This window comes from Culicoidibacter larvae, assembly GCF_005771635.1.
In the GTDB taxonomy this organism is placed as follows: Bacteria; Bacillota_I; Bacilli_A; order Culicoidibacterales; family Culicoidibacteraceae; genus Culicoidibacter; species Culicoidibacter larvae.
In genome coordinates, this window is the sequence record NZ_VBWP01000017.1 from 1 (window position 1) to 23,167 (window position 23,167).

Here is a 23,167-nt window from a genome sequence, read left to right on the forward strand (position 1 = left end):
GATCCTTTCAAGTTACGCTATTAAAGAATGAACAATAATTTTATGATTATATATTGACAATTACATAGTTAGCTCATCCCCTTGGTCCCGGATATTTACCGGGGCCATCTTTTTATTGCTAAATCAAGTCAGTTTGATATAATAAACCTGCAGATAGATTTATCCATCTATCCGCATCCAAAGCAGTGGTCAATTAAGCCGCTGCCTTTTTTTATCGCATAACAATAACCCCAATTTATGCCACGTAGTATAATCAGATTACAATAAACGAGGGGTGATGGCTATGTGTGGCCGTTATGAATCAATTGGTTATAGTACCGCGATGGATCTACTAGATAATGATCCTGATGAAATCGCAAAATTGAAATATAGTGATAAATCTGAGACGTATGAAGTGTTCCCAACCAATTCAGGAATCATTCAGACTGATACTGGATATTCAGTGATGCAGTGGGGTATTCCAAAGTGGGATAAAAAAGGGCATATCATAAATGGCCGACAAGAAACATTGTTAGAAAAACCGTTCTACCGAAAAGACTTTACTGAACACCGGTGTGTAATACTAGCATCAGCATTCTATGAGTGGACCGACTCAACCGGCCGGAAGGAAAAAAACATTATCACTGAAAACAACCAGGACATCATAAAATTTGCCGGTTTATACAAAATCACTGATGGCATACCGCATTATGTCAAAATTACACAACAAGCAACGCCAGCTTTCGAGGTTGTTCATGATCGATTACCGTTAATGTTAGATGATGATCAGATTTCTGATTACCTTGCCGGTGCTGATCTAGAACAATGGACAAAACCTAAAATGGATGTGCAGCTGTCATGGCAACCAGTCATAAAATAAAAAAAGGACCGCAATTTGCGGTCTTTTTTATGTAATAATATTCAAAATACGCATATTAAATTCACTATTTCACAATATTCATATAATATATATTATGTAAACCTAGTTGTAAATTTATTCAAATTAACAATCATATATATTCAGCTATTCTGAAATACACACTATGTATTGTCACTGGTTTAAGGCTTTCTTCACAGCGTAATAATCCCAATATTGTTTTCCATCTTTACTATATACCATAGGAATATGTACTCCTTGACTTCGCAACGGTTCAGGACATAGTGACTTTTTAATCATTGTTGAATTATATAATACAACAATATTTGAAATATCATAACTCGCAATATCACATTCGTAATCAATATAGCTTCGAAAATCTACATTATATCCTCTAACACATCGTGAGGTATACGAGTTATAACTACTACAATAACGACAACTTCCTGCAGTTATTGTATCAGTATTATCTCCTACAATTAATACAAATTGCTTTGATGCATCCAGTCTTGCTTTCAAAGAACGCTTGATACTACAATTTAAACTCGAATCTCTAGCACTTGTTAGTCCATGTGCATCGGTAAAACTCAATCCCCAATTTTGGCTCTCTTTCCATTTATATAACTGCTTAACTGCATCTTCATCTCCTGACCAGTCTGCAGCAATATAAGTTTTTGTTCTATAAGTCATTCTGTTCACTCTCCTTGATTTCATATAGGTTAATTCTATCTATAAGATCCTCATGAACTAGTATAGTTAACTTGGCTGGGTATGCAAATTTTATTTTGCTTATTTTAAAGGTCCAAACCATAATTTTTAATAATTCTTCTATACTAATTTCTTCAAAACCATTTTTAAACCTTGTAATTCCTGCACCAAAAATCGGTACAGTAACTGAACGTTGTGCATATAAACGATTTACTTCATTCCAAAAAGTTAGCAGAAAATTAACATACTCTTGAATTGTTATCTCGGCTTGAAAATCAGAGTTAAACCGACTAAAAGCCGTAAAGATAAATTCATTTTGTACTAATATGCAACTCCCTAGCTTATACCGAATACTTTTCCCCGGAAATCTATTAATGTCTTTCTCAACAATATTCTTAATTAGTTTTTCATCATTTAATATTTGTTCATCAAGTTTTGGAATATCTGAAATATGGTTTATAAGAACTTGACCATTTAATGATGCTGAAGCTATAACTTTATCATCTACTTGAGTATCAAAAAACTCATTAAAAGCTATTGCCTTGAGATCTTTCACTTGAAAAATATCTCCAGGCTTAATTTCGACAGTGGTTGATCCAATTTTTAATATAATACTGCGTCTGATGTTAGCTGTAATCCATAAAACAATGTATATTAAAAGTAGTAAAATTATAATCGTACCAAATACTAGAATTTTACTATTTGGTGGTATATCATAAAATATTATTAAGAATGAAATAATCGTAGTTATTACCCCACAATATCTAGCAAACTGTTTTAATAAGTTCTTATCGAGAAATTGGACCTTAATTTTATCTCTTATTCTCTTGGAAATCACAATAAGATATTCCCCTCTCATATATTCAATTACTTGTGGTAATATTTATTTTTCCGTAATCCCATCTCCCTCTTTCTTGCATTCCCCAGTTTTTTATACTATAATATGTATATAAAGAGATCACAGTCAAGTCGACGGTGAGCCTCTAAGAAATGTTAGATACTACCGCTTTTTGCTTGACTGGCTATGGCGGTAGTATTTTTGTTTGGCAGAATAATAATTAGCAACTGCAGTTACCGTCGTCGCAACTACCAGAGCAATTGCCCCAATAATCGCAACAATAATATCATCTGACATCCGCACCACCTCCTTCAATTACTATCAGGAGGGGTTGCCTCCTGATGCTTGAAAAACTTCAAGAGGCTCTACCGTCAACCGTTATGTGATCTCAACTATTATTATATCAGATATATCACAATTTAAAAAGCACGTTATCATATACAAATATAACGTGCTTATATAGAATTTTCCGCATACAAAGCTGTATGCATACCTATTATAACAAACCATAAACAAAAATAGCCAGGACACTTTCGTGCCTGGCTATTGAGTAATCTCTATAACTGCGCCGGGATTAAAGTACAAATACCGGTATATTATTGAATGTATGTACTCTAAATCAATTTCAATCATATAGCATCTGCGGCCAAACTCTTGCGCTGCAAGCATGGTTGTACCGCTGCCGCTGCATGGATCTAGAACGATATCACCCGGCATACTAGAATATTGTATAAGCTCTTTAACAAGAGGTATTGGCTTCATCGTAGGATGTTCTTTTGATCTCGTCGGCTTTGGATAGTTAAAAACAGTCGACAAATTTTTGGGATCATAAAATTTATGTGTAGCTCCCCTTTTCCATCCACACTGAATACACTCGTGTTTTACCTTATAGTCTGCAAATGATAATACAAAATGGTTCTTGATCCACAATAATAAACTAGATCGATATAGCTCAGCAGCATCACATGCAGCGTAAAGCTCTGTGATTGATGATGATGCCATAAAAACGTAGTAACTTGCTCCAGGATTCATTACTCTCGCAGCGTTATCTAGCAGCCGAGTTAAAAATTCAGTGTATCGATCTCCAAGATTATCATTTATTAGTTGCCGGCGATTCTTTCGCTTTGTTCCTGAGTAGTTTACATTATATGGGGGATCAGTAAGTAGCAGCTGAACAGAACTTCCATGCTTCTCAATGCATGAATAAGTTTCAATTTTTGTTGCATCGCCATATACTAAAAGATGCTTGCCATCAATCCGGATGCAGTCACCTACTTGTAAATTTCCTAACATAAATGACCTCCTATTGATAATATAACATTTACCAAAAAATACACCGGCCATAAATCCGTCATATACAAGACAAAAAAAGAACGCTGGCATAATACCAGCGTTCTCTTAGTTATCTATTGGCCCAATATCCATCAGCGTAAATGATATCATTATATCTTTTGTAGTAAGCTACTACTCTTTTTTTATACTGATCGTCTTTTTCTTCTGCAACGTTTATCAAGAAACATTTTTCATCTTCTGTCAATTCTCTTATTACCGTGAATGAATCATCATGCATGAAACTTCGATTCTTAACATATACACCGTTACTTTCATCAAGATGATAAGTTAATAAAGCAAGTTGCTTACATACGCGGCTGTAATTGTTATATCTCATATTATAATGAATAAAATAATTTTCGGTAATTTCTGGCGCCTCTGTTTCATCATTATAGTAAACTGTTTTTTTTATTGCATCATAGTCAAACCGGATTGCGAATTTATAATTATCATCTGTTTCAAAAACCATATAGCTTTTAATCATTTTGTTAAAATATTTTGGATCTTCTTCTTTTAACTCAAAGATATAATTACCTACATAATGTTTTGCTATTACCTCTAAATTTTCTAATGTGTTTAATATTTTCATTTCTAACAACTCCTATACAATTTTGAAGCGCTTGGCTTAGCTTCTGATATTATAATAACATACATGTACATGTATGTCAACACTAAAATTAAAAAACCTTCATTTTTTTATGAAGGTTTTATATTTACTTATATTTCTTTATGTATTCTTCAACAAATTTGTTAAGTTCAGCACTGGCAGTTGTTCCATTTTCTTCGCATAGACTCTTAAAAATATCACGATTGCCTTTTGGCATATTGAACTTAAACTGATCATATACCTTTTTCATGTATCGATTTTTTACGGCTGCACTTGTTTTAGACATGTCAATCACCTTAATTATATAAAAGCTCCCCAAAGGGAGCAGCCAAGCTTTCTGTGCTTATCAATTTCTTGATGGCACAGCAATAAATCCGTATAGGATTAATTTAATTATATTATACTTTATTTATTATATCAAGCGACTTATTCAAATATAGACATTTGACTTGTTGGCAATTGATTCAACCACAACACATCACTAACAGATCGCTTTGTCTTTGTATGAATGCCAATTTTAGTTGAAAACTCTATTCTGTGCCACTCTGATAACTCTTTATTGTATAGTTCGTGATCATATCCTGATAGCAATACCGGCCCAGTGTGTGCTTTTAATGCACGAATAAGGTCAATATGATAATCGTTGCTGCATTCATGCTCATAGTGTATCGATGTTCTAGTTGCTTGAAGATATGGCGGATCCGCATATATTAGTGTATCCTTATCAAGTTCACCAATTAGCTGCAAAGCATCTTTACATTCAATTTGAGCATCTTTTAGTCGCTTTGCTGCTTTTAACAAGCGATCCGGTAATTCATTCCACTCATAAGTGTTATATGGTCCATTCCAAGAGATATTTCTGCGAAAACCAGCATCAGCATTAGTTTTACCACCAATACCCATCCAGCAGCGAACAAGCATTCTCCTTGCATCTTCCAGCGGATCAGCAGATTGCTCAAGTGCTAATTCATACTCTTGCCGGCTATACAAAGTATAATCAACTAATTGCGTCAACTTTACCGGTTCTTCACGAAGTATTGTAAATAAGTTTACCAAACGACCATCTACGTCATTGATAGTCTCCAGTATTGCCTTTTTCTTATTAAAGAACACCGCCCCACTACCAAAAAATGGCTCACAGTATGCCTTATGATCGGGCATCAATGATGCAATTTGCTTAGCATATTGCCACTTACTGCCAGGATAGTTAAGAATCCGCTTCATATTATTCATTCTCCTTACATATTAAAAAGCCAAGATACGTTGTATCTTGGCTTTTGTTTATTTTATAATCCGGTCAACCGGTAGTTGTAGACTTCATCATTTTTTCCTTCATTAATCTTTATACAAAAATCAATGTAGCCTGCGACTCCCTGATCTGTATTAAGTCCATTGATATAATAACAGCCGCTGCTTGATGAAATGCAAATTTGAACATCCTTAGCCGTATAGATCACTTCATTTGCCTCGCCGCCAGTTTTGCTCTCTACATCAAAACATTTTGTTTGATCAAGTGCCGACTCCAGGCTTACGAAGATCACCTCATCGCTATATCCTTGCCGGCGAAGCAAGTTAATTTGATTAATCACCGATTCGCCCTGGCAATTCAATACCTCACTAAATAAATATTCATCCATTCTAAACCACTCCAGTAACAAACACAATAAACAGCAACAATACCAATAGCGCTACTTTTGCCTTTAAAGAACTCTGGCCCATATTAGATCCTAATAATGAAGCAATAAGAAACCAATAAACAAGCAGCATGATTACCGCGACTATCCCGGACATTCCAAAACGTACCGCTAAATCATATCCTAGAAAAAGTACTCGCCATAGCAGCTGCAGCACTGTATTCAATGCACTCGGCAAATTCGCTCCGGATAAAATAGTCAATTGCAGCAGCCACAAGATCCCATAAAAACCGGCGATCAGTACAATCACCACGAGCGGCCGCCGAATAAACTTCGGCACCACTCGTTCAAATAAACCTTTAAAGTCGGATATCAAATTCTTTATTTTATACATCTTTCATTCCTCCGTTGTACGTTCTAAATATTTGGCCATCGACTGGATTGTTCAAAACATCCGCCAGTACACCTCCACGGATCCGATACCCCTTCACCGGGTATTTTTGCAAATCATCCATAAAGCTGTCCATTTTTCGTTTTGTATTAAATACAAACAACAATTCAAATTGGCTGGCTTCGATAACCGGATGCTCAACAATTTTATTGAAAACAGCATACTTGTTGTAGCGTTCCAATTTGTTGGCCAGGCTCCGCCGCTTTTGTTCGTTTTCATATTCTAAAAACAAGCACACCTGTTTCTTAATCAAGATGCCGCCATCGGGCCGGATCACATCGTTATACTCCTTTTCCTTCCCGAAGAAATGATGTGCCTCTCCCTTCTCAACATAAATATCAGTTCCTGGCAGCTCGTTATAAGCTAATAAAATTTTTGCCGTGTTGACATAATGCATGTAACTGCTCTTTAAGTGCATGGCGCTCTCAATGTCGAATCGCTCTTTACTGTCCACCGGCTGCAGTACATAAAAACCGTTCTCGTGGATTGCATAGATAACCCGGTAATCCGGCGCTCCTTTTTTACCAATTAAGAATCGTTGTATATAGTGCTTGCTAAGTAAGAACTCGATTCTATTTTTTATTGTTCCTGGTTTTAAATTCCGGTAGTAGAATTTGTAAACAATCTCTTTATCTAAATATTGAAACTTCTGCAGTGCTGCAAGAAATATCAAATCGTTATGGGTTAAATTTTTGATTGCCATTGGCTCTCCTCCTTATGTTTTAAAATTTAGTTTTGGAATTTAGTTTTTTTATATTTGAATATTTATATTCAAATATAAAGCTGATTGACTATAAGGCAATCAGTCTGACAGGTGGGCTTCGGGTGGTATGGGAAGGCTGGTAATGTATATATAGATATATATGGACATTAACAGAATCACCGTTTTAAAAAGGGCTATTTTGGCTATATAGGGCAAAGGTTTATGCCCTATTTTAATATCGTTTGAAAACAACACCAAAACCATACCATAACCACACCAAAACAATCCTATAACAACTCGAAAACAACACTACCAACTAATTGTCAAAGTCGCCGAGCAAGTCCAACGCATCGAGGTTTTGATCCATTGGAGTTGATTGAGCCCAACTAGATTCAATTGTGACACCATCGTGATAACGTTCAGCCAGCAGCCGATCAATTTCATCAACATGCAACCAATCACGCTGCTGCAGTTCCATGATTTTTTTATTGGTCCAGTCCAGAGCAATTTCCTCATGCACCTTATTTTTGTACTCAGCTATTTTGCCATCCGGTAGGTACCAGTATGGTGGTTTAGCTTTAATTGGCACAACTTGAAATCCGGCATCTTTTGTTTGAATGTATGCAAGTAGCTCTCCATCGAGTAAGTTTTGAATTGTCTTTTTTGTGACTTTTCCATTCATGATATCCGACATTTTTTTGGCGCCATCGTCACCCTGCCGGCCGGTAATTTTTGTACCAACGTTCTCCGCCATTTCTGTTTTCAATTCATCTTTTAATGACTGAATAATTTGAGTTGCGAATATTAGCCACAACATATAGTAGCGCATTTCCGGAATTATATTTTTATAAATAACCGGCACTTGAAATTGCTTCCCTTCGTCAATAATCAAGAAGTGCGGCCGGGCTTTTTTCATGTCGCGGTTCTTTGCGACCATTGTATATTGACTGAGAATGTGTCCACCGTTTAATGTGATTTCATTGTCACTCATGCCCCTCGTATTAATGAGCACAATATGCCCCTCATCCATCCAGCGCTCAATCTCTAAATTGAACTCCGGCAATCCATAAAGTTTCATCATTCGTGGTGATGCAAAGAGATCTAACCGGTTCATCGTACTAGCCACTTCACTACGTGTGAATGGCATTTCATCGCTCTGTGGATCACCCCAAAACTTTTTATAGTTTGATGAGAAGAAGTCATTACCAAGCCGGCGCATGGCCAGCTGCTGGCGCTTACGATCATCAAAAAGCTCCTGGATATCTAAAATAGTATTCTTTTGCTTTTGTTCAAGCAGCAACGTACCAATACCATTTCTAAACATTTTATCCATCAATGGTGTTGCGCCGCTATTGTAGATTGTTTTAAGCAAATCTAGGATGTAGCCTTGTACGGCATCAACACTTGCACCGGTAGGAATATTGAGTAAGTTCATTTGCGGCAAGTACTGGCCTTGTGCTAAATCAATGTAGTGTACTTTATGCCAGTTGATTTTGTGACCGGCTGCCTCTCGTGCTAATAAGTGATTGATAATTTTGATCACCGTTTCCTGTTTCGGATCAAAACAAGTAAATCCATACAACCATTCGCCGTTATCGTCAACGGTCGCAATCATATCATCGACAATTTCAAAAAGTACTGAACTCTTACCTCCACCAGTTGCACCGGTTAAGAGTAAATGCTTAGCAATAAGATCAGGTGGGATCCGAATATCTTCACCTTTAAATTGGCCTGTTAAAACTGTACCAATCTTAATCCCCATTCTAATATCATCCGCTGCAACCGAATCACCATCAGTCCCAACATGTAAAATATGCATATTCTTATCAGTAACCTTTGGTATGGATAAAAACCCGGCCAATTCAACGGCAGTTAAACTAAACACGTGATGACTTATATCAATGCTGCGTGAGAATGATCCATTTGAGAACGAAGCGACCCTCAAATGATTGTGACGCGTTTCACTCTTGATTCTTATATTTTTTATTAAGTTATAGATTGACTCTTTACCGCTATTATCAAGTGGTGCAACTGACAACTCACAATCAAAGGCATGATGAGCCATGCCTATTTTGTTTTGGATATCTTTTAATCGCTCCTTTGCTTTTGTAGTCTTATCTGCCTTTTTTAATAGTGCAGACTCTAATTGTGTCAGCTGCTGCTCATATGCCTTATTCCGTGTCTTAGCAAACGTAAACGTCAGCATGACATCTTTTGGTATATCAAAGATTAATGATTCCCACAGGGCTCCTGGATCAATAGCATGAAATTTATCAAACAATGCCACGTTGCGGCCACCATCAACGATGGTCGGTACTGCAAGCATCGGTTTTACAAAATGCTCTCCATAAGCATCCTGCAGCATCTTCTCGAAGGCATAATCTTTATCACTGCTGCCAGCAACAAAACAAACGCGGCCCTCTTTATCTTTGAATACATGAAAACGAACACAGAGCGCTCGTTTGAATAACCCGCCAGTATTCGTATTGTAAATTTGGGATAGCAAGCCCGCCATCCGATCTCGAACATCATGTTCGCCCGATAAAAGTTGAAAATACATAGACTCCCTTCTTTCTGTTCAAAATAAGTGTCGCTAGAAGCAATCGACATGGATAATCACCCATTGATTGAATATTCGTTGCCTTCTAGCGACATTGCTTTTTATATTATGAGTATGTAGTAGGTCATAAACTGAAATACAACCAAAAAAACCGATTCTAAGTATGGTACTTTTAGAATCGGCAACCGAAACGTGTAGTTAAAAAATGGCCCAATTGCAAACGGCGCAATTCCCATTGGCGTTAGCATGTCACCAATAATATGGGAGACAACAGCTGCCGTTAAACACCACACAAGATATTGTGGTAATCCGATCAACTGTGCCAGGAAGAAAACAAGGATCACAAAATATATCGTATGAGTGATTCCCCGGTGTTTCAATAAATGTGGCAGCACCGGAATTTTACTTCCTAGCTTGCTGCTGCCATGATCGATGTCCGGCAAGAGTCCGCCGATAATACCACATAATAGCACGCCACCTAAAACCATTGGTTCATCTAATGGCGCATGCAAGATAAACTTTGCTGCTGCAGTACTTGCTACCATTCCTAATGCTGCATGGCTTGTTCCTTTCATTCTACATCACCTGCTAACTCACTGGTCAACGTATTTGTCATATTATAAAGCCCTGAGCAACCTACCTTGTTATTTCCTTCAAATATGCCACCATATGGCGCATATACATCCGGCCGGCTCCCCTGGAGCGCTCGCAACACTAATTGAGATACAATATAGATTGTGCCCTCTCTAGGATGCGGTAGATGCTTTACGACTGTCTTGGTTAATTGAAGTCTCAGAACACTGCTTTCAAGCGGCTCACTTAATTGAAATTTATCTTTAATGCGGCATACTGTTCCTGATGGTTCTATGTAGCGAACAATATTACCATTATCATCAATAATTTGAATAAGATGTCCTGTGAGATTCACTAATTTCATGACTTCGCCTCCTTTAGTTATATTATTTATTTTAAGGTGTTACAATTGAGCTACGTTCAAGTTTTGGTAAGTAGCCCTCAGGATCCACACGTACACCATTCAATCTTATTTCAAGATGTAAATGGTAACCAGCTGAAAAACCAGTATCACCACAATACCCAACCACTTGGCCACTACTCACACGATCGCCGGCACGAACAGCTAAAGTATTGAAATGCGCATATAAACTGCTATACCCATTCTGATGGTCCACTTCCACAAAATAACCATATGAGCTACTAAACGTGGCATCTGTAACAACACCATCAGCAATACTCCAGGCAGCCTCATCTTTGCTGCAGGCTAAATCAATGCCGTTATGCATCCGGGTTCCACCTCTTATAGGATCCTCAACAGTTCCATATCGTTCATTCATAGTGTTTCTTGCTGTTGGAATAATAAAGCCGTGATTGCTTGCGGTTGGCATTTCATAGTATTGAAATACATGTTCCACATAATCCGGGTCACCATAGTTCCCACCCATTTTAACTTCATAGTCCTTCGCATAGCTTGCATTAAATGAGGTTTTACCCTCACAGAAATATAAAAAGCCCGGACCCATGTTATAAGCCTGGACAATAAACTTAACATCATTTAATTTCAGTTGCTTTGCAATATCTACTAGCGATGCAAAATACTTTACAGCTTGCTCTATCGAGTCACGCGGGTTAGTAAAATAATTTGGTGGGTGCCCGGCCGACTCAGACGATTGCATGACATCGGGCGTTGTTTCACTCATTCCGCCCGACTCCTGCATCATCATAGCCAGCAATAGCTCAGTGTAAATTTCTATTTCATACTGCAGTGTAAATTCCCGCATCATATCTTCATACCGTCGAACGCTATTTGGCACTTTTGCTTTTCCCAGCATAACGTTGTTTCCGCCACTTTGACTACCACCTAAAAACGGCGCACAAAACAATAACAATGCTATAAGAAAGAACATTCCTTTTTTTATCATGAGTCATGATCCGATACAGCGCGATCAACTTCGCTTTGAGCTTTGTTTACTTGCTCCTCCGGCTCTTGTGCTTTGTATCGATACACAATACCAGCATCGTCTGTTGATTCACTATAAGTTGTCCGTGGTGGTAGTTCTCCGCTACTTGAATCATCAACTGTCGGATTATCGTGGGTTATACCTGCGTCACCGCTGGCATTCATATTTGAATCAGTAAGCGGTATATTCTGTACATCACTCACTAATGGATCTATATCATTTTCCGGATTTTGCTTGTCACTTGTTGGCGCTAGTTTGTTTTCGTCTTCTTCCGGTTGATCGCCAGCGGCGCTACTATTTGGTGTGCTGCCAAGTGGTTTCTTTTTATTGTCTTTTGGATCGTCATCATCTGGATCATTATTTGTATCATCATTCTTACTGTTGCCACTCCCACCGGGATTGGCCATTGCATGACCTAATTTACCGAAGGTGGCCATGCCGGCTTCATTCAGTCCACTTGCTGCACTCTTCATGAAATCAAGCGGTGAATAATCAGGATCAATAATTGATGATACCATCATGCTCCCTACTGCTTTTAACACCTTTCCAAGCCACTGCATAAGTTGTTCTCGAAAATGCCAGGCTAAAACTAAAGCCGCAAGCAATAACGCATCAACAACCAGAATTGCCAGGAAGTGAGTGTTAGCAATCGCTTGTGCAAGTAACTCAACATAAACGTGTTTAATGACGACACAAAGGGTTGCAATCCCCCATGCAAACAAATGCCATAAGAATCTATTAAGTATAAATGTTGCGTACTTCTTCTTAAATACAATTTGCATGATCAGTGCCGGAAAGATAAAGACGAGCGTCAACCAGCGAATAAGCTCAAATACTCCTCTAATAGCCGATAACAAGAACACTGGAATTGCGATTGATATTTTATGTACGAATAATAACAATGACTTCGCAAGCCCGGTTACGTAAGTTACCTGGTGTTCTGAGTTAAGTATCTGAAAATACTGTTTCGTCTTAAACTCACTTGCTGTCATATTGGTTGTTTGTTCATAACAAGTATTTTGTTTATCACGTGCTAGAAATGAACACGGCAATATTTTATTGACCAGCTCTTGGGCTGTCATATTATTATAGAGTGCAGGATCACGCGCCAATATTATATCAAGCTCAGCAATTGATCCCACCTCAAAGTTTTGAATCAACCAAGGTTGTAGGAACAACAACTCATAACTGGAGGTTTTGTCTTGTACTTCCAGTGGCACCTCACCAGTCGTATCATCACCATTAAATACAACAACCGAGAAAAAATCAGCTGTAACATTTTCAATTGCCTTGTCAATATCTGTCATATTAAATGCGATAACACCAACAAGGACACAGGAGAATACAGTTGATCCAATAAACTTTAGTACGTTTATTGGTGTAAGTTTATTCATTCCTTTCATAACATAGCTTGCAATCAACGCAATAGCAATGATAGTAAGAATCACTGCTCCAAATGAGTTCATACCTTTATCCCATTCAAAGACAGTAATATTGACGTAGCTTTGTACACTCATAACAATATCTTTGATGAAGCTCCCGGCTACTAACGTTTCAAAGAACCACACCAAGTAGGCAATCAAGCTCCCTATCATTTGTAAGATCATTACAATTAAGCTCACTATGAATAGTAGAATACCACCGATGTCACCACTCCAGGTGGCATCGTATTTTGGAACCCCAAAAGCTGTGGCCATAAAGTTCTTCGCATACATAGTTGTCTTTTCAAACTGCTCGTAAACTTCCTTAGATTTTGAAACAATCGCTGCAGTAAAAAAATCAAGGGCTTCGGTATCTTGAGGCCGCTCACCAACCGGCGACTCTTCATAATCACTTGGCTCACATTGAACCTCATTACAATTTTGACCAGTATCATTGGCACTAACAGGAGTTGCTATATTGACGCTAATCATAATGCCAAGCAGCAAGCCAATACAAATAAATTTAAACTTTCTCATGCCCGCAACTCCTCTCGGTTACCAGATGTATCAAAGTAGCGTTCAAACATTGGCAATTGTTTGTTTCTTACAAACGCTGTACGATTATTAAAATCACGCCATAAGAACACAAACTTCTCATCAATTGAGACATTTTCGCTTTTAGTCTTATCTGATAACATTTCAATAACTTCCGGACTTTGATCAAGCCCTAGTTCATTGATAATAAATTCTCGTTCCCGTTTACTTGATATTGATCCAATAAAGAACTGGCCAATATTGTTTGAAATTGCTTCAAGACTTTCTCCTGCATCACTCAATTGTTGTGATACAACCGTTGGGCTACCTAAAAGAGCCCGACACAACCGGAGAATATCCTCAGCAGCAGCTGAACCTTCGGGCGTCTTACGAAACACTCCATATTCTTCAATGGTAATCTGTTTTAATCCCTTAATTTGATGCAACATTTGTTCCGCCAGCATATTACATTTTGATAACGTGTATGAAGCAAACACATGCATCATATTATTTTCATTATACTTATCAATTTTTGGCATTCCCATAAACTGAATTAAGGTGTATTTGTACTTAGTAAAATCAATGGTAATTTTTGTATCTTGATCTGCGAAAAACAAATTTGCTAATCCCATTGTTGATGCTGATAGTAAGTTACGACCTAACAAATACGCCTCATTACTTATAGACTTCATATTTATTAATACTTGCGTTACCTCACTCAAAGTCGGCTGAGTAATTTTTTTATTTCTATACGCTTCAAGAACAGCCAAAATCGCTTCGTCTAACAACATCCCATCATTTACTTGATAATTTAACGCTCTAAAGATGAAACGTATATCTGTCTTTGCTTCCTCTAAAGCACGCATTGGTTCATCTTTATATCTCAGCATTGGATCAAATATTCCAGAGCTCTCACTACCACTACCAAGAATGATACGTTGCATTATTGGTTGTAGCCATTCAATCTCATGAATTTTATCAGGTTCCTTTTTAGGGTCAAATTTTAATAGTGGGGCGTTGTAAACGATAAGCTTTGTCATTTCCATATATTTTACAAGCTCACTCTTTCCACTTCCAGCTTCGCCAAAGACTCCAGTTGCCGGCTGTGCATTAACTGTCTTATTTTCAAAGCTAGCTAGCCAATCAAGATAAGCTGCAGCGTTCTTACGGTAAATATAAGATACTGGCACACCCTCAATGTTCCCAATTTTAATACCAGCAAGTGGATGTAAGTTGACAAATGAACCGATAGTTAAAAATAAGATTGGATGCTCCAGCTTTAATACATTTAAGAATGGCAGCATCTGCTGCATGGCGTCATGCTGTTTACCAACTAATGGATCTAGTTTCAATTGATAGCTATCTTCACAATGTGACTTGAGTTCTTTCGCTCGTTCATTGAGCTGCTCTTCATTTTTGGCTTCAATCCGAAATATAATCTGCGTCTGAACCTCTGTATTTTCCGGTAATGAGAATACAGAAGCTCCATACTTCGCTAGTTTTTTTGCATCATCATACTCACGGTTGCGCCGCCCGGTATTACCGCGATATTTTTTTTGTTCTTCTTCCAGCTCCTGTTCATATGCTTCCATCGCAATCATAGCCTCACGTGCGGCCCGTAAATCGAATTTTATAGCAATCACAACCGGATGTCGCAACATTGTCAAACCAGCTATTAAACGGCCGTTATTTGGCGCTACTGGCATTTCTTTAACAAGGTAATGCCGAGTACAATATGTTTCCTTACCTTCTGATTCAGTATATTGATATACATTCTGTTCAATTTGGCTAGGATTAAGCGTATATGTCCGTTCAACTTTATCTTTATATGATGGTCGCAAGAGCGATTGATAAATGTGGTATGCATCTTCTGCTTCGACCTTTTTAACACCAAAACGAGCACCTAATCGTTCAAAAATGATATGAGATGCTTGTTCTAAATATCGTCGATAATCTTTATTTGGTTTTTCAGCGATTCCGAAAGTATGACGCTTTAGGAACGGCAAACTACTTTTTGACATAAATGGCTTGCGACCATCTACAAATGCAAAGATAATTCTGTGAGTATAAATCAGCTCCTTAACTAGCAATTCGTATGTTTCCATTCTGAACTGATCATAAACAGCATCCATTGTTCCATCACGATAGCGATCGTAAATACTATCCATATACATAATCCGTGCATTGACATCTTCTTTTCTCGGTATGAGTAAAATTGATCCCTGCATATTGATCTCTGCTATGGTTTTAATGAGTGCTGCTTCTGATTGATTGCTCACATCTTCTTTTGCGTACATCTCATTCGTTGGATCAATCTCAAATAAATACGTTAAGGTATTACCGGCGATCGTGACGTTTTGATGTTGATACAGGTTTCGTAGGTAATCCATACATTTCAACTCCTTTACTGTAATATGGCTTTTGCATTCTAATATATTCATGTTGCTCAGTGATAATCACTCGTTGTCTTCGGATTCGATTGATCCACAAAAACATGGTGGATGCACCGGTTTTGTTATCTCGATCAGATGATAGAAGATACAAAACTGTACCTACTCCACTTGCGGTAATTGCGCCAGCAGCAACACCAAACATCAGATTAAATATTAGGCTCCCTAAGCCAAAGACAGCTAAACCGCTCACAAGTGCGCTGCCAGCAAATAATATGAATGCCATACGGCCTTTTATTTCCAATTTTAGAACTGGTATATAGTAGATAGGTTCCTGACGATGTACCAAACTAAAATTATACTTATGTGCCATATAAATCTACTCCTTTACGATGGTAAGATTATCTGGATTATTTCCCATAACCATCCTCCGAGTGTTTGCCCAGCCGGCAACAACCCTTTAAAGATAGAATCAACTGGTACAAGCGTTACAATTAAGATAACCAAAATCATTACAATACCAGTAATGACTTCACCTGCAATTGCTTCCCATTTACTGGTATTTTTTTCTTTTGCCAATTTTAAATCAGCTCTAGCAGATTTAACCAAACCAATAAAGATACCAATAATTAGCAAAACTGCAATAAGTAATACAATCCACGCCACAAGTGGTGTGCCAAGTAATTGTTCAACCTTATTGCCATTTCCACCCGGTGCCAAATAAAATAACTGTGATAAAAAAATATTCATGCTTTATTTCCTCCTAATTTAAATAATATATTGTTTGTATTTTTTGTGAGCTTGGATCAATCACAAACAAATGTCGATAATCAAGTGATCCTAAGTCTTTTGGTAAAGTATAAGTCACATTGATATCAACTTCAATCATGCCATCAATAAGAGCAATGCTGCTTATCTTTGGATCACTAAATGTGCCGCTGCCTTTGTCACTAATTGTGTCTACAACTAGCAGCTGCGCTTGTTTAAAATCAATGTTATAGCGCTCATAGAATAGTTCTATTTGTGCCATAGCTTGTTGTTTTTGCGCATCAGTAACCTTCTCACCATCTAATGCGTATGTGAACTGATCTAATGCTGCCGTTTTATCATCTTCAGGACTTTTTAAGAAGTCGTAACTCGCATAAGTAAACGGTTCTACAACCAAATATGTATTTGTGTAACGTTCCGAAACACCCAATGTACCGTAACTTGATTCAGTATACAGTAACTCTCCATTCAAGTTTGTAATCTGAAAGGTAAAGCCAAGGCTAAAGCGATCAACTCCATCAATACTTTTGACTTCGAGAATTTTCACATTCCCGGCTCGGACAATAACATCATCCTCATATTTAAGCTTCGGAATGGTAGATATCTCATAGCTACTGCTCCAAGCAACCGAGTTTGGATCATTTGAGAATTTATGTTGAATATAACTTGTAACAAACGCCGTTTCACTTTGCGGAATCGAGCGAATCACTTGTGGAATCATTGAACGTACACTCCACACCATAATGCTTGATAATAAGACAAAAGCTGCTGCTCCGCGCCATAGCCAGTTCCGCCATCTTTTCGGCGGCTTGAGTTCGTCTAAAAATGTCTCCTCCTTTTTTCTAAACGGTAGTTTTAGTGCCATGTGTTTCACCTCCATGTCCTTGTAGTGGTTGTTCCAGCAAGAAGCAATAACCGGCCGGCACATGTGCAATATCCTTCATATCCTCAATAACAAACGCATATGGAAATGCATGCCGAATAGAGGCATCGCTGCCATGACTAATTAATTGAATTTGGTTCTTATTTTCTTTTTTGTATGCATACATCCTACTCACCCGCCTTTAACTTCTTCTTAGGCTTCATAACAAAATAGAAAACCTCAATAAGAAAGAAAAAAAATATAATCAGCGAAATAGTACCAGTTGAATCTAATTGCATAAATGGAACGTATGAAATAATTAAAATTCCACCGCACAGCCCTACCGCTCGTGGTACCAAATGTTTTATCATATGTAGTAACTCTTGTTTTACAATCCCCACGAATTTTTTATTTTTATCACCCACACGTGATTTAATAATTCGGTAGATTGTAATTCCCAAAATGATAAGTATATTCAGCTGTATAAGCGTTACTAAACCATATGTTATATAAATACCAAAATATATAACGGCACTTGCGATATGAGCTATGCCAATTATTCCGCTATGTAGCATTGATAAAACAGTAAACAGTCCTTTTTTTACATTTTTTAGTAACATGTTTTGTCACTTCCTTTATGGTAAGTTTTAATAAGAAAGGACCAAGTTTACACTTGGTCCACATTTGATTTTTTCTTGTGGTTCACTAGGATAATAACACCTGCAATTGCGATCACAATTCCACCGGCAATAACACCGATTGCGATATTTTGACCAGTTACTGTAAGTGGACCATCATAGTATGATGTTTCTGCAGTATCGCTGGCTTCGGTCGTTCCACTCTCACCACTACCAGTAACTGCTGTTTGACCGTCCTTATTACCTTCAACGACATGTTCTTCCTCTACTGGATCCGGTTTCGTTTCCGGAATAGGATCAACCGGCACAAGTGCATCCGGATCTAACGGATCAATAAAATCAACATCACGTGCTTGAAGCAAACTGCGGCCGCTCGTAACTTCCTGATCAGCATCGATCTCTTGTACGACTTCAACCTGGTTATTCTCCGTAGTTGCAGCAAATACTTGTGTTCCGCTTGTTGCAAATACCCCAGCACCGATTAATAAGGCAATCGCAAGCGTTGCAGCTCCTTTACGGCCTTTCTTACGCGTACCGATCAGGATTGCTCCACCGGCTACAATAATTAGTGCTGTTCCGCCGATTAACCCTTCAAAGAATGCATCACCAGTTACCGCAAGTTCTTCAATTTTATCATTCTCAAATGTAATATGAATGATTTTCTGATCAGAATCAATATTGAACGTTACAATCTCATCACTCAGCGTATATCCACCCGGCGCTACTAATTCCTTCACTTGATACTCACCATATTTAAAGCTAGTTAAATCTGTTTCCGGAATAACTGCATATCCGGTAGCATCCGTTGTATACACTCGGGTAAATTGACAATCAACTGATGCTGCAACATTATTATCCGAACTGTTGTTATCAGTAGTTAGCGTTTCTTCTGGACATGCCTCACCACTGACACGTTTTACTTCAAATTCAGCTCCGGCAAGCGGCTCACCTGTCACACTATCAACTTTAGCAATCGTTAAGTCGCCAATTTCATTATACTCATTGATAATGTTTTGATTCTCATTGACATAATATACACCATCAATAATTTGTGCGGCAACTGCAGGATCCGCTAAATCCGGTAAAACAAACTTTTGATAGTCTAATGCATAGGTTGCATCATCAGCAGTTTTGATCTCACGTAAATATGCGCCGCTGCCATAAAGCCCAGCTGCAACCGGTCCAGTAACAAAATCGCCATTCTCATCAGTGACAACAGTTGTAAGTTCCCGGCCGTCAGCTTGGTATAAACCATACGTAACACCAGGTAATACTTTAAATTCTGCATCCTCTGTCGTTTTATGACCACCTACTGCGATGTATGCGGGTGCAAAAGTTGCTTTGATATTTGCAGGTGGAAGTGGATCAAGCAAGCCAAGTGTTGTTAATGTTTGTACCCCTGTTGCTTGATATGCAATAGCAGCATGCGGGCGAACACTAGATTGTACAGGAGTTGATACCTGAGCATCTAACGTTAAATCATCACTAGCTAAACGGAATTTTGAACCGATAGCCACAGATCCGGTAATTTTATTTCCAGCTTCATTTACTGCGTATACCCCTGCCGGTAGACTAGGTAATTTATAAGTATTCCCCGAACTTCCATTCGTTGTATATAAATCTGTTTCTAATCGGTTAGTGACTGGATTATATTTTGCTTCCAAACTTGCTGGCTGCTTAACTTCAAATCTAGTAACTGGAATATCCTTGCTATCTGCTTTTTGAAGTAACATATTAATATAAGAATCTCCATACGATTCAACTGTTGAACGATTATAGTTACCTAAATATGCATTGATTGCAACGAAGGTCCGCACATACGCTTCATTATCACTCAATCCATGCTGACCACCATAATTAGATGGGAATCCCCATATTAATATTGCCAGTAAGCCGTCATCGTTCATTAATGATCCCTGATCATACCAGTTACCATTTGGGAATGCCTCAAATGGTTGGATACAGAAAACTGGCCCGATATTATCGATGCTAATAAACGGAGTAGCGTATCCGTTCCAATTCAACATTCCAGAGCTATTTCCGGTTCCGCGTGCCATACGAAGTGGCACACCATTTAAATATTGTACTAATTGATCTTGTGGTAAACTTGATCGAATAACTAAACCCGATTCTGTTTTTGCAACTGCATACATAGTTACACCATTTTCATCAATAGTCGGTTCTTCATCAATTGATGGACTATTTTCAATGATATCCTTCAAGTTATCATTTGTTGTTACATTGATTTCATTTCCAGTTCTAGAATCATTAATTGTCGTAATTCCATCATCGCTTGTTTTGATAGTTTGATCTAGCTCACCATCATTGTTGCTATCAGTCCAGGTTTTAAAGAAGTCGGGTGCTGCTTCAACATGGAACCCATAATCACTTGCGGCGAACGCATGCTGTGGAGCACTAAAACTAAATACTCCAATAAATGCTGCAACAAGAGCTGATCTAGCAATCATTATTTTTACTGGTCGACTAATTTTTTGAACAATTGGAGATACGTGCTTATTATATTGTCTTGTTAATTGTCGATCAAATAATAGTCCATATAGTCGAGCTTGACGAATTTGCTTAGTATTCCAAGTCCACTTGATTGCTCGTAAGCAATATAACCATACTATGGTTACAGTGCTACTTACTTTTCGAGTAATTGATAATATTACTCTCTTAATTGCTTTTCCTTGTGGTGATTCCATTAAGAATGTAAACAACCACCAAATTGCTGACACTATGCAGCTAAAGATCTTTTTTGCGACCTTTTTTGTTTGTTTAAACATCATTTTTCCTCTTTTCTTAGCTAAATATACTATTTTAAATATTAAAAAAAGCAACACTTATCGCATTGCTTCTTCCCCTTACGGCGGGGCCTTATTCATTTGTACCATTGTTAAATCCTCACTTTCAAATAAAAAAAGCAGTCATATGAGACTGCTTTTATAACATATTTATGGTTTTGGGAACAAATCTGCTGGAGGATTCCACGGACACGTTTCTCCACCGGCAACCGGTCTACATTCTGTATTATTTCCACCGCCAGTTGTTCCGCCGCCGTTTCCACCACCTTGTGTATTTCCTCCACCGCCAGTACCATTACCTGTGTTTGGAGTTACAGAACCGCCATTATAGGTTCCAGTTCCAGCTGGAGTTGAAGGAATATTATTTCTAGTCCACTGATCTGCATTCGCATATGCCTCAATAACAATGTTCATATTGGCCCAAGCTTCATCATATTTACCAGCTTCTATTAAATCTGTAACTATTTTCTTTTGGTCCGCAACATGTTTTTGGTGATCCGAACTATATTGATTTTGCATTTCACCTTGTTTACTGTTCACAATATTAGTTAATGCTGTTTTTTGGGTTGCTGCGAGCTTTGCTTTAAATGGAGATTCTTCACCTTGAAGAGTGCCCAGCTGTTTTTGTACTGCATCAACTTGAGCTGTCATTTCAGCAATATCAGCATCCGTATAGTTTATTGTATCAACAGTAGTCATAATAGCAACTACTGGAGTATCAACTTTTAAGGTGTCTATAACTTGTTGTTTTTCATCAGCATTTAAATACTCTAGGTCATTGACAGCTTTAGTATTATCTGCAATGAGTGTTGCAAGCTCATCTTGTTTATCCTGGAGAATTTGTGCTTGTGCCTTATATTGTGTGTTTAACTCTTGCTGCGCTGTGTAGATAGCAAACTGATTATATCCATATGCACCACCGGCAGCAATTAAACTAATTACTACAACCGCAACAACTCCAATAATAATTTTCGTTTGTTTTTTCATATCTTTAATTTTCTGCATTGCTGCTCACTCCTCTCATTTAAAATTCTTGTTCAATCGATTTCTGTTTGTTATTAATAACAAACAGTTTCAATAATAGACTAATTACTGTCAGAGTAACTCCACTTGCAGCAAGCGAAGTTTGAATAAATCGCATTGTAAAGCCTGGTATATACGTCATAAAGATTGATAGTAATGATATTGTAATACCAACTATACTCATCGCATTTGTCCAGTTCCGTAGTTTCTTTTCCATTTGCACCCTTCCTTTTCATTAAATCCTCATCACTTATCTGTACACTTCTTTTCGATGCGCTACTTGCAGCGCCAAGATAAGTAGCTCTTCATCTACAAATTTGACAATAACCCGGTATTGGCCAACTCGGTAGCGCCATGTTCCTTCAATTCTTCCCTTTAATGCCTTTTCCGGCATTCTTGGGCTTTCAGTACCATTAATATGTAAATCGATCCATTTTACAATAATGGTTGCTGTTGATTTATCAAGTTTACTTAATTGCTTCTGAAATTGTTTCGTGTACCGAAGTCGATATTGCTTAGAGTCCATACATTTCCATCACTTCTTCATGAGAATACGTTTTAGGATCTTTTTGATACTCTTCGTAAGCTTTATCAGCAAGCGCTGCATCGTATTCATCCTCAATATATGAGAAAACGACTTGATTAATGAAATCACTTATTGTTTGCCCTCGAAGTTCTGCATATTTTTTATATAACTCTTTTTGTTTGTCATCCATTCTAACACTAACAACTGCCAAAATAATCACCTCATAGTTATTTGATAATTCAATTATACTACATTTGTAGTCAAAGTCAACTATGATAATTATTTTATGAATTCTCTGTTTGAAGCCGTCTATCAGCACAATTAAGTTATATTACATAAAAATATTATTTCATGGATTATTAAAGTGTCGCTAGAACGCCTCGAAAGTTTATTTTATGAGTAGTTGTGCATCTAAATTGATTCTAGAAGCTTCCTATCACACATCAAATTGCCAGGTCGAGCTGCATTTGCACTTCATAGTTTGTTAAAATGATTTCTGTCTTATCTGTACATTCATCTTTGCTACGCATATATGA

General features: G+C 37.7%; 27 protein-coding genes. 1 reads left to right on the forward strand and 26 read right to left on the reverse strand.

The genetic code is table 11. The features are described 5' to 3' along the window. The first annotated feature begins 277 nt into the window (after positions 1 to 277). Positions 278 to 859, forward strand: a complete 582-nt coding sequence (locus tag FEZ08_RS11690; protein ID WP_138192613.1) for an SOS response-associated peptidase — start codon at positions 278 to 280, stop codon at positions 857 to 859. Positions 860 to 1,030: 171 nt separating this feature from the next. On the opposite strand, the gene FEZ08_RS11695 is transcribed toward FEZ08_RS11690, so the two are convergent. From FEZ08_RS11695 to relB, 26 genes are all read right to left on the reverse strand, one after another. Continuing rightward, positions 1,031 to 1,546 (reverse strand): TIR domain-containing protein, encoded by a 516-nt coding sequence (locus FEZ08_RS11695; protein WP_138192615.1) that lies wholly within the window; start codon positions 1,544 to 1,546, stop codon positions 1,031 to 1,033. Next, positions 1,536 to 2,375: a macro domain-containing protein gene (locus FEZ08_RS11700; RefSeq protein WP_138192663.1), complete on the reverse strand. Its 840-nt coding sequence runs from the start codon at positions 2,373 to 2,375 to the stop codon at positions 1,536 to 1,538. The genes FEZ08_RS11695 and FEZ08_RS11700 overlap by 11 nt, the downstream gene beginning before the upstream one ends. Before the next feature lie 189 nt (positions 2,376 to 2,564). Further along, complete coding sequence (locus tag FEZ08_RS12605; RefSeq protein ID WP_277871051.1) at positions 2,565 to 2,699, reverse strand: hypothetical protein; 135 nt, start codon at positions 2,697 to 2,699, stop codon at positions 2,565 to 2,567. A gap of 246 nt (positions 2,700 to 2,945) precedes the next feature. After that, positions 2,946 to 3,695 carry a DNA-methyltransferase gene (locus FEZ08_RS11705; RefSeq protein ID WP_171015068.1) on the reverse strand — a complete coding sequence of 250 codons (750 nt, stop codon included), beginning with the start codon at positions 3,693 to 3,695 and terminating at the stop codon, positions 2,946 to 2,948. A 109-nt stretch (positions 3,696 to 3,804) separates the two neighbouring features. Then, the gene (locus tag FEZ08_RS11710; RefSeq protein WP_138192620.1) at positions 3,805 to 4,323 is read right to left on the reverse strand and encodes a hypothetical protein; all 519 of its coding nucleotides are present in this window, start codon (positions 4,321 to 4,323) and stop codon (positions 3,805 to 3,807) included. Positions 4,324 to 4,447: 124 nt separating this feature from the next. Then, positions 4,448 to 4,627 (reverse strand): hypothetical protein, encoded by a 180-nt coding sequence (locus tag FEZ08_RS12265; RefSeq protein ID WP_171015069.1) that lies wholly within the window; start codon positions 4,625 to 4,627, stop codon positions 4,448 to 4,450. A gap of 140 nt (positions 4,628 to 4,767) precedes the next feature. Then, positions 4,768 to 5,565 (reverse strand): DNA adenine methylase, encoded by a 798-nt coding sequence (locus FEZ08_RS11715; RefSeq protein ID WP_138192622.1) that lies wholly within the window; start codon positions 5,563 to 5,565, stop codon positions 4,768 to 4,770. 62 nt (positions 5,566 to 5,627) lie between these two features. Continuing rightward, positions 5,628 to 5,978, reverse strand: coding sequence for a hypothetical protein (locus FEZ08_RS11720; RefSeq protein WP_138192624.1), 351 nt, complete (start codon positions 5,976 to 5,978; stop codon positions 5,628 to 5,630). A 1-nt stretch (position 5,979) separates the two neighbouring features. Beyond that, positions 5,980 to 6,369: a hypothetical protein gene (locus FEZ08_RS11725; protein WP_138192627.1), complete on the reverse strand. Its 390-nt coding sequence runs from the start codon at positions 6,367 to 6,369 to the stop codon at positions 5,980 to 5,982. Next, positions 6,362 to 7,129, reverse strand: a complete 768-nt coding sequence (locus FEZ08_RS11730; protein ID WP_138192629.1) for a replication-relaxation family protein — start codon at positions 7,127 to 7,129, stop codon at positions 6,362 to 6,364. The genes FEZ08_RS11725 and FEZ08_RS11730 overlap by 8 nt, the downstream gene beginning before the upstream one ends. A gap of 316 nt (positions 7,130 to 7,445) precedes the next feature. Further along, a complete protein-coding gene (locus FEZ08_RS11735) occupies positions 7,446 to 9,689 on the reverse strand; it encodes a type IV secretory system conjugative DNA transfer family protein (RefSeq protein ID WP_138192631.1) in 2,244 nt (747 codons plus the stop codon). Positions 9,690 to 9,790: 101 nt separating this feature from the next. Continuing rightward, positions 9,791 to 10,264: a metal-dependent hydrolase gene (locus tag FEZ08_RS11740; RefSeq protein ID WP_138192634.1), complete on the reverse strand. Its 474-nt coding sequence runs from the start codon at positions 10,262 to 10,264 to the stop codon at positions 9,791 to 9,793. Beyond that, on the reverse strand, positions 10,261 to 10,626 hold the full coding sequence (locus FEZ08_RS11745; protein WP_138192636.1) for a hypothetical protein: 366 nt from the start codon (positions 10,624 to 10,626) through the stop codon (positions 10,261 to 10,263). The genes FEZ08_RS11740 and FEZ08_RS11745 overlap by 4 nt, the downstream gene beginning before the upstream one ends. 31 nt (positions 10,627 to 10,657) lie before the next feature. After that, the gene (locus tag FEZ08_RS12345; protein WP_199288081.1) at positions 10,658 to 11,626 is read right to left on the reverse strand and encodes a lysozyme family protein; all 969 of its coding nucleotides are present in this window, start codon (positions 11,624 to 11,626) and stop codon (positions 10,658 to 10,660) included. Next, entirely contained in the window at positions 11,623 to 13,623 is a 2,001-nt protein-coding gene (locus FEZ08_RS11755) for a hypothetical protein (RefSeq protein WP_138192639.1), read from the reverse strand. The genes FEZ08_RS12345 and FEZ08_RS11755 overlap by 4 nt, the downstream gene beginning before the upstream one ends. Beyond that, complete coding sequence (locus tag FEZ08_RS11760) at positions 13,620 to 16,010, reverse strand: ATP-binding protein (protein ID WP_171015070.1); 2,391 nt, start codon at positions 16,008 to 16,010, stop codon at positions 13,620 to 13,622. Before FEZ08_RS11760 ends, FEZ08_RS11755 begins: the two co-directional genes overlap by 4 nt. Continuing rightward, entirely contained in the window at positions 15,958 to 16,383 is a 426-nt protein-coding gene (locus tag FEZ08_RS11765) for a hypothetical protein (RefSeq protein WP_138192643.1), read from the reverse strand. Before FEZ08_RS11765 ends, FEZ08_RS11760 begins: the two co-directional genes overlap by 53 nt. Positions 16,384 to 16,397: 14 nt before the next feature. Beyond that, complete coding sequence (locus tag FEZ08_RS11770; protein WP_138192645.1) at positions 16,398 to 16,760, reverse strand: hypothetical protein; 363 nt, start codon at positions 16,758 to 16,760, stop codon at positions 16,398 to 16,400. A 13-nt stretch (positions 16,761 to 16,773) separates the two neighbouring features. Beyond that, entirely contained in the window at positions 16,774 to 17,643 is an 870-nt protein-coding gene (locus FEZ08_RS11775; RefSeq protein ID WP_138192647.1) for a hypothetical protein, read from the reverse strand. Continuing rightward, entirely contained in the window at positions 17,621 to 17,827 is a 207-nt protein-coding gene (locus FEZ08_RS11780; protein ID WP_138192649.1) for a hypothetical protein, read from the reverse strand. Before FEZ08_RS11780 ends, FEZ08_RS11775 begins: the two co-directional genes overlap by 23 nt. A gap of 1 nt (position 17,828) precedes the next feature. Next, the gene (locus FEZ08_RS11785) at positions 17,829 to 18,260 is read right to left on the reverse strand and encodes a hypothetical protein (RefSeq protein ID WP_138192651.1); all 432 of its coding nucleotides are present in this window, start codon (positions 18,258 to 18,260) and stop codon (positions 17,829 to 17,831) included. Between the two features lie 47 nt (positions 18,261 to 18,307). Then, complete coding sequence (locus FEZ08_RS11790) at positions 18,308 to 21,067, reverse strand: MSCRAMM family protein (protein WP_171015071.1); 2,760 nt, start codon at positions 21,065 to 21,067, stop codon at positions 18,308 to 18,310. 165 nt (positions 21,068 to 21,232) lie between these two features. After that, positions 21,233 to 22,087: a hypothetical protein gene (locus FEZ08_RS11795; RefSeq protein ID WP_138192655.1), complete on the reverse strand. Its 855-nt coding sequence runs from the start codon at positions 22,085 to 22,087 to the stop codon at positions 21,233 to 21,235. 19 nt (positions 22,088 to 22,106) lie between these two features. Continuing rightward, on the reverse strand, positions 22,107 to 22,322 hold the full coding sequence (locus FEZ08_RS11800) for a hypothetical protein (protein WP_138192657.1): 216 nt from the start codon (positions 22,320 to 22,322) through the stop codon (positions 22,107 to 22,109). Between the two features lie 33 nt (positions 22,323 to 22,355). Beyond that, positions 22,356 to 22,631 (reverse strand): type II toxin-antitoxin system RelE family toxin, encoded by a 276-nt coding sequence (locus FEZ08_RS11805; protein ID WP_138192659.1) that lies wholly within the window; start codon positions 22,629 to 22,631, stop codon positions 22,356 to 22,358. After that, on the reverse strand, positions 22,621 to 22,842 hold the full coding sequence (gene relB, locus FEZ08_RS11810) for a type II toxin-antitoxin system RelB family antitoxin (RefSeq protein WP_138192661.1): 222 nt from the start codon (positions 22,840 to 22,842) through the stop codon (positions 22,621 to 22,623). Before relB ends, FEZ08_RS11805 begins: the two co-directional genes overlap by 11 nt. Between the last annotated feature and the right edge of the window lie 325 nt (positions 22,843 to 23,167).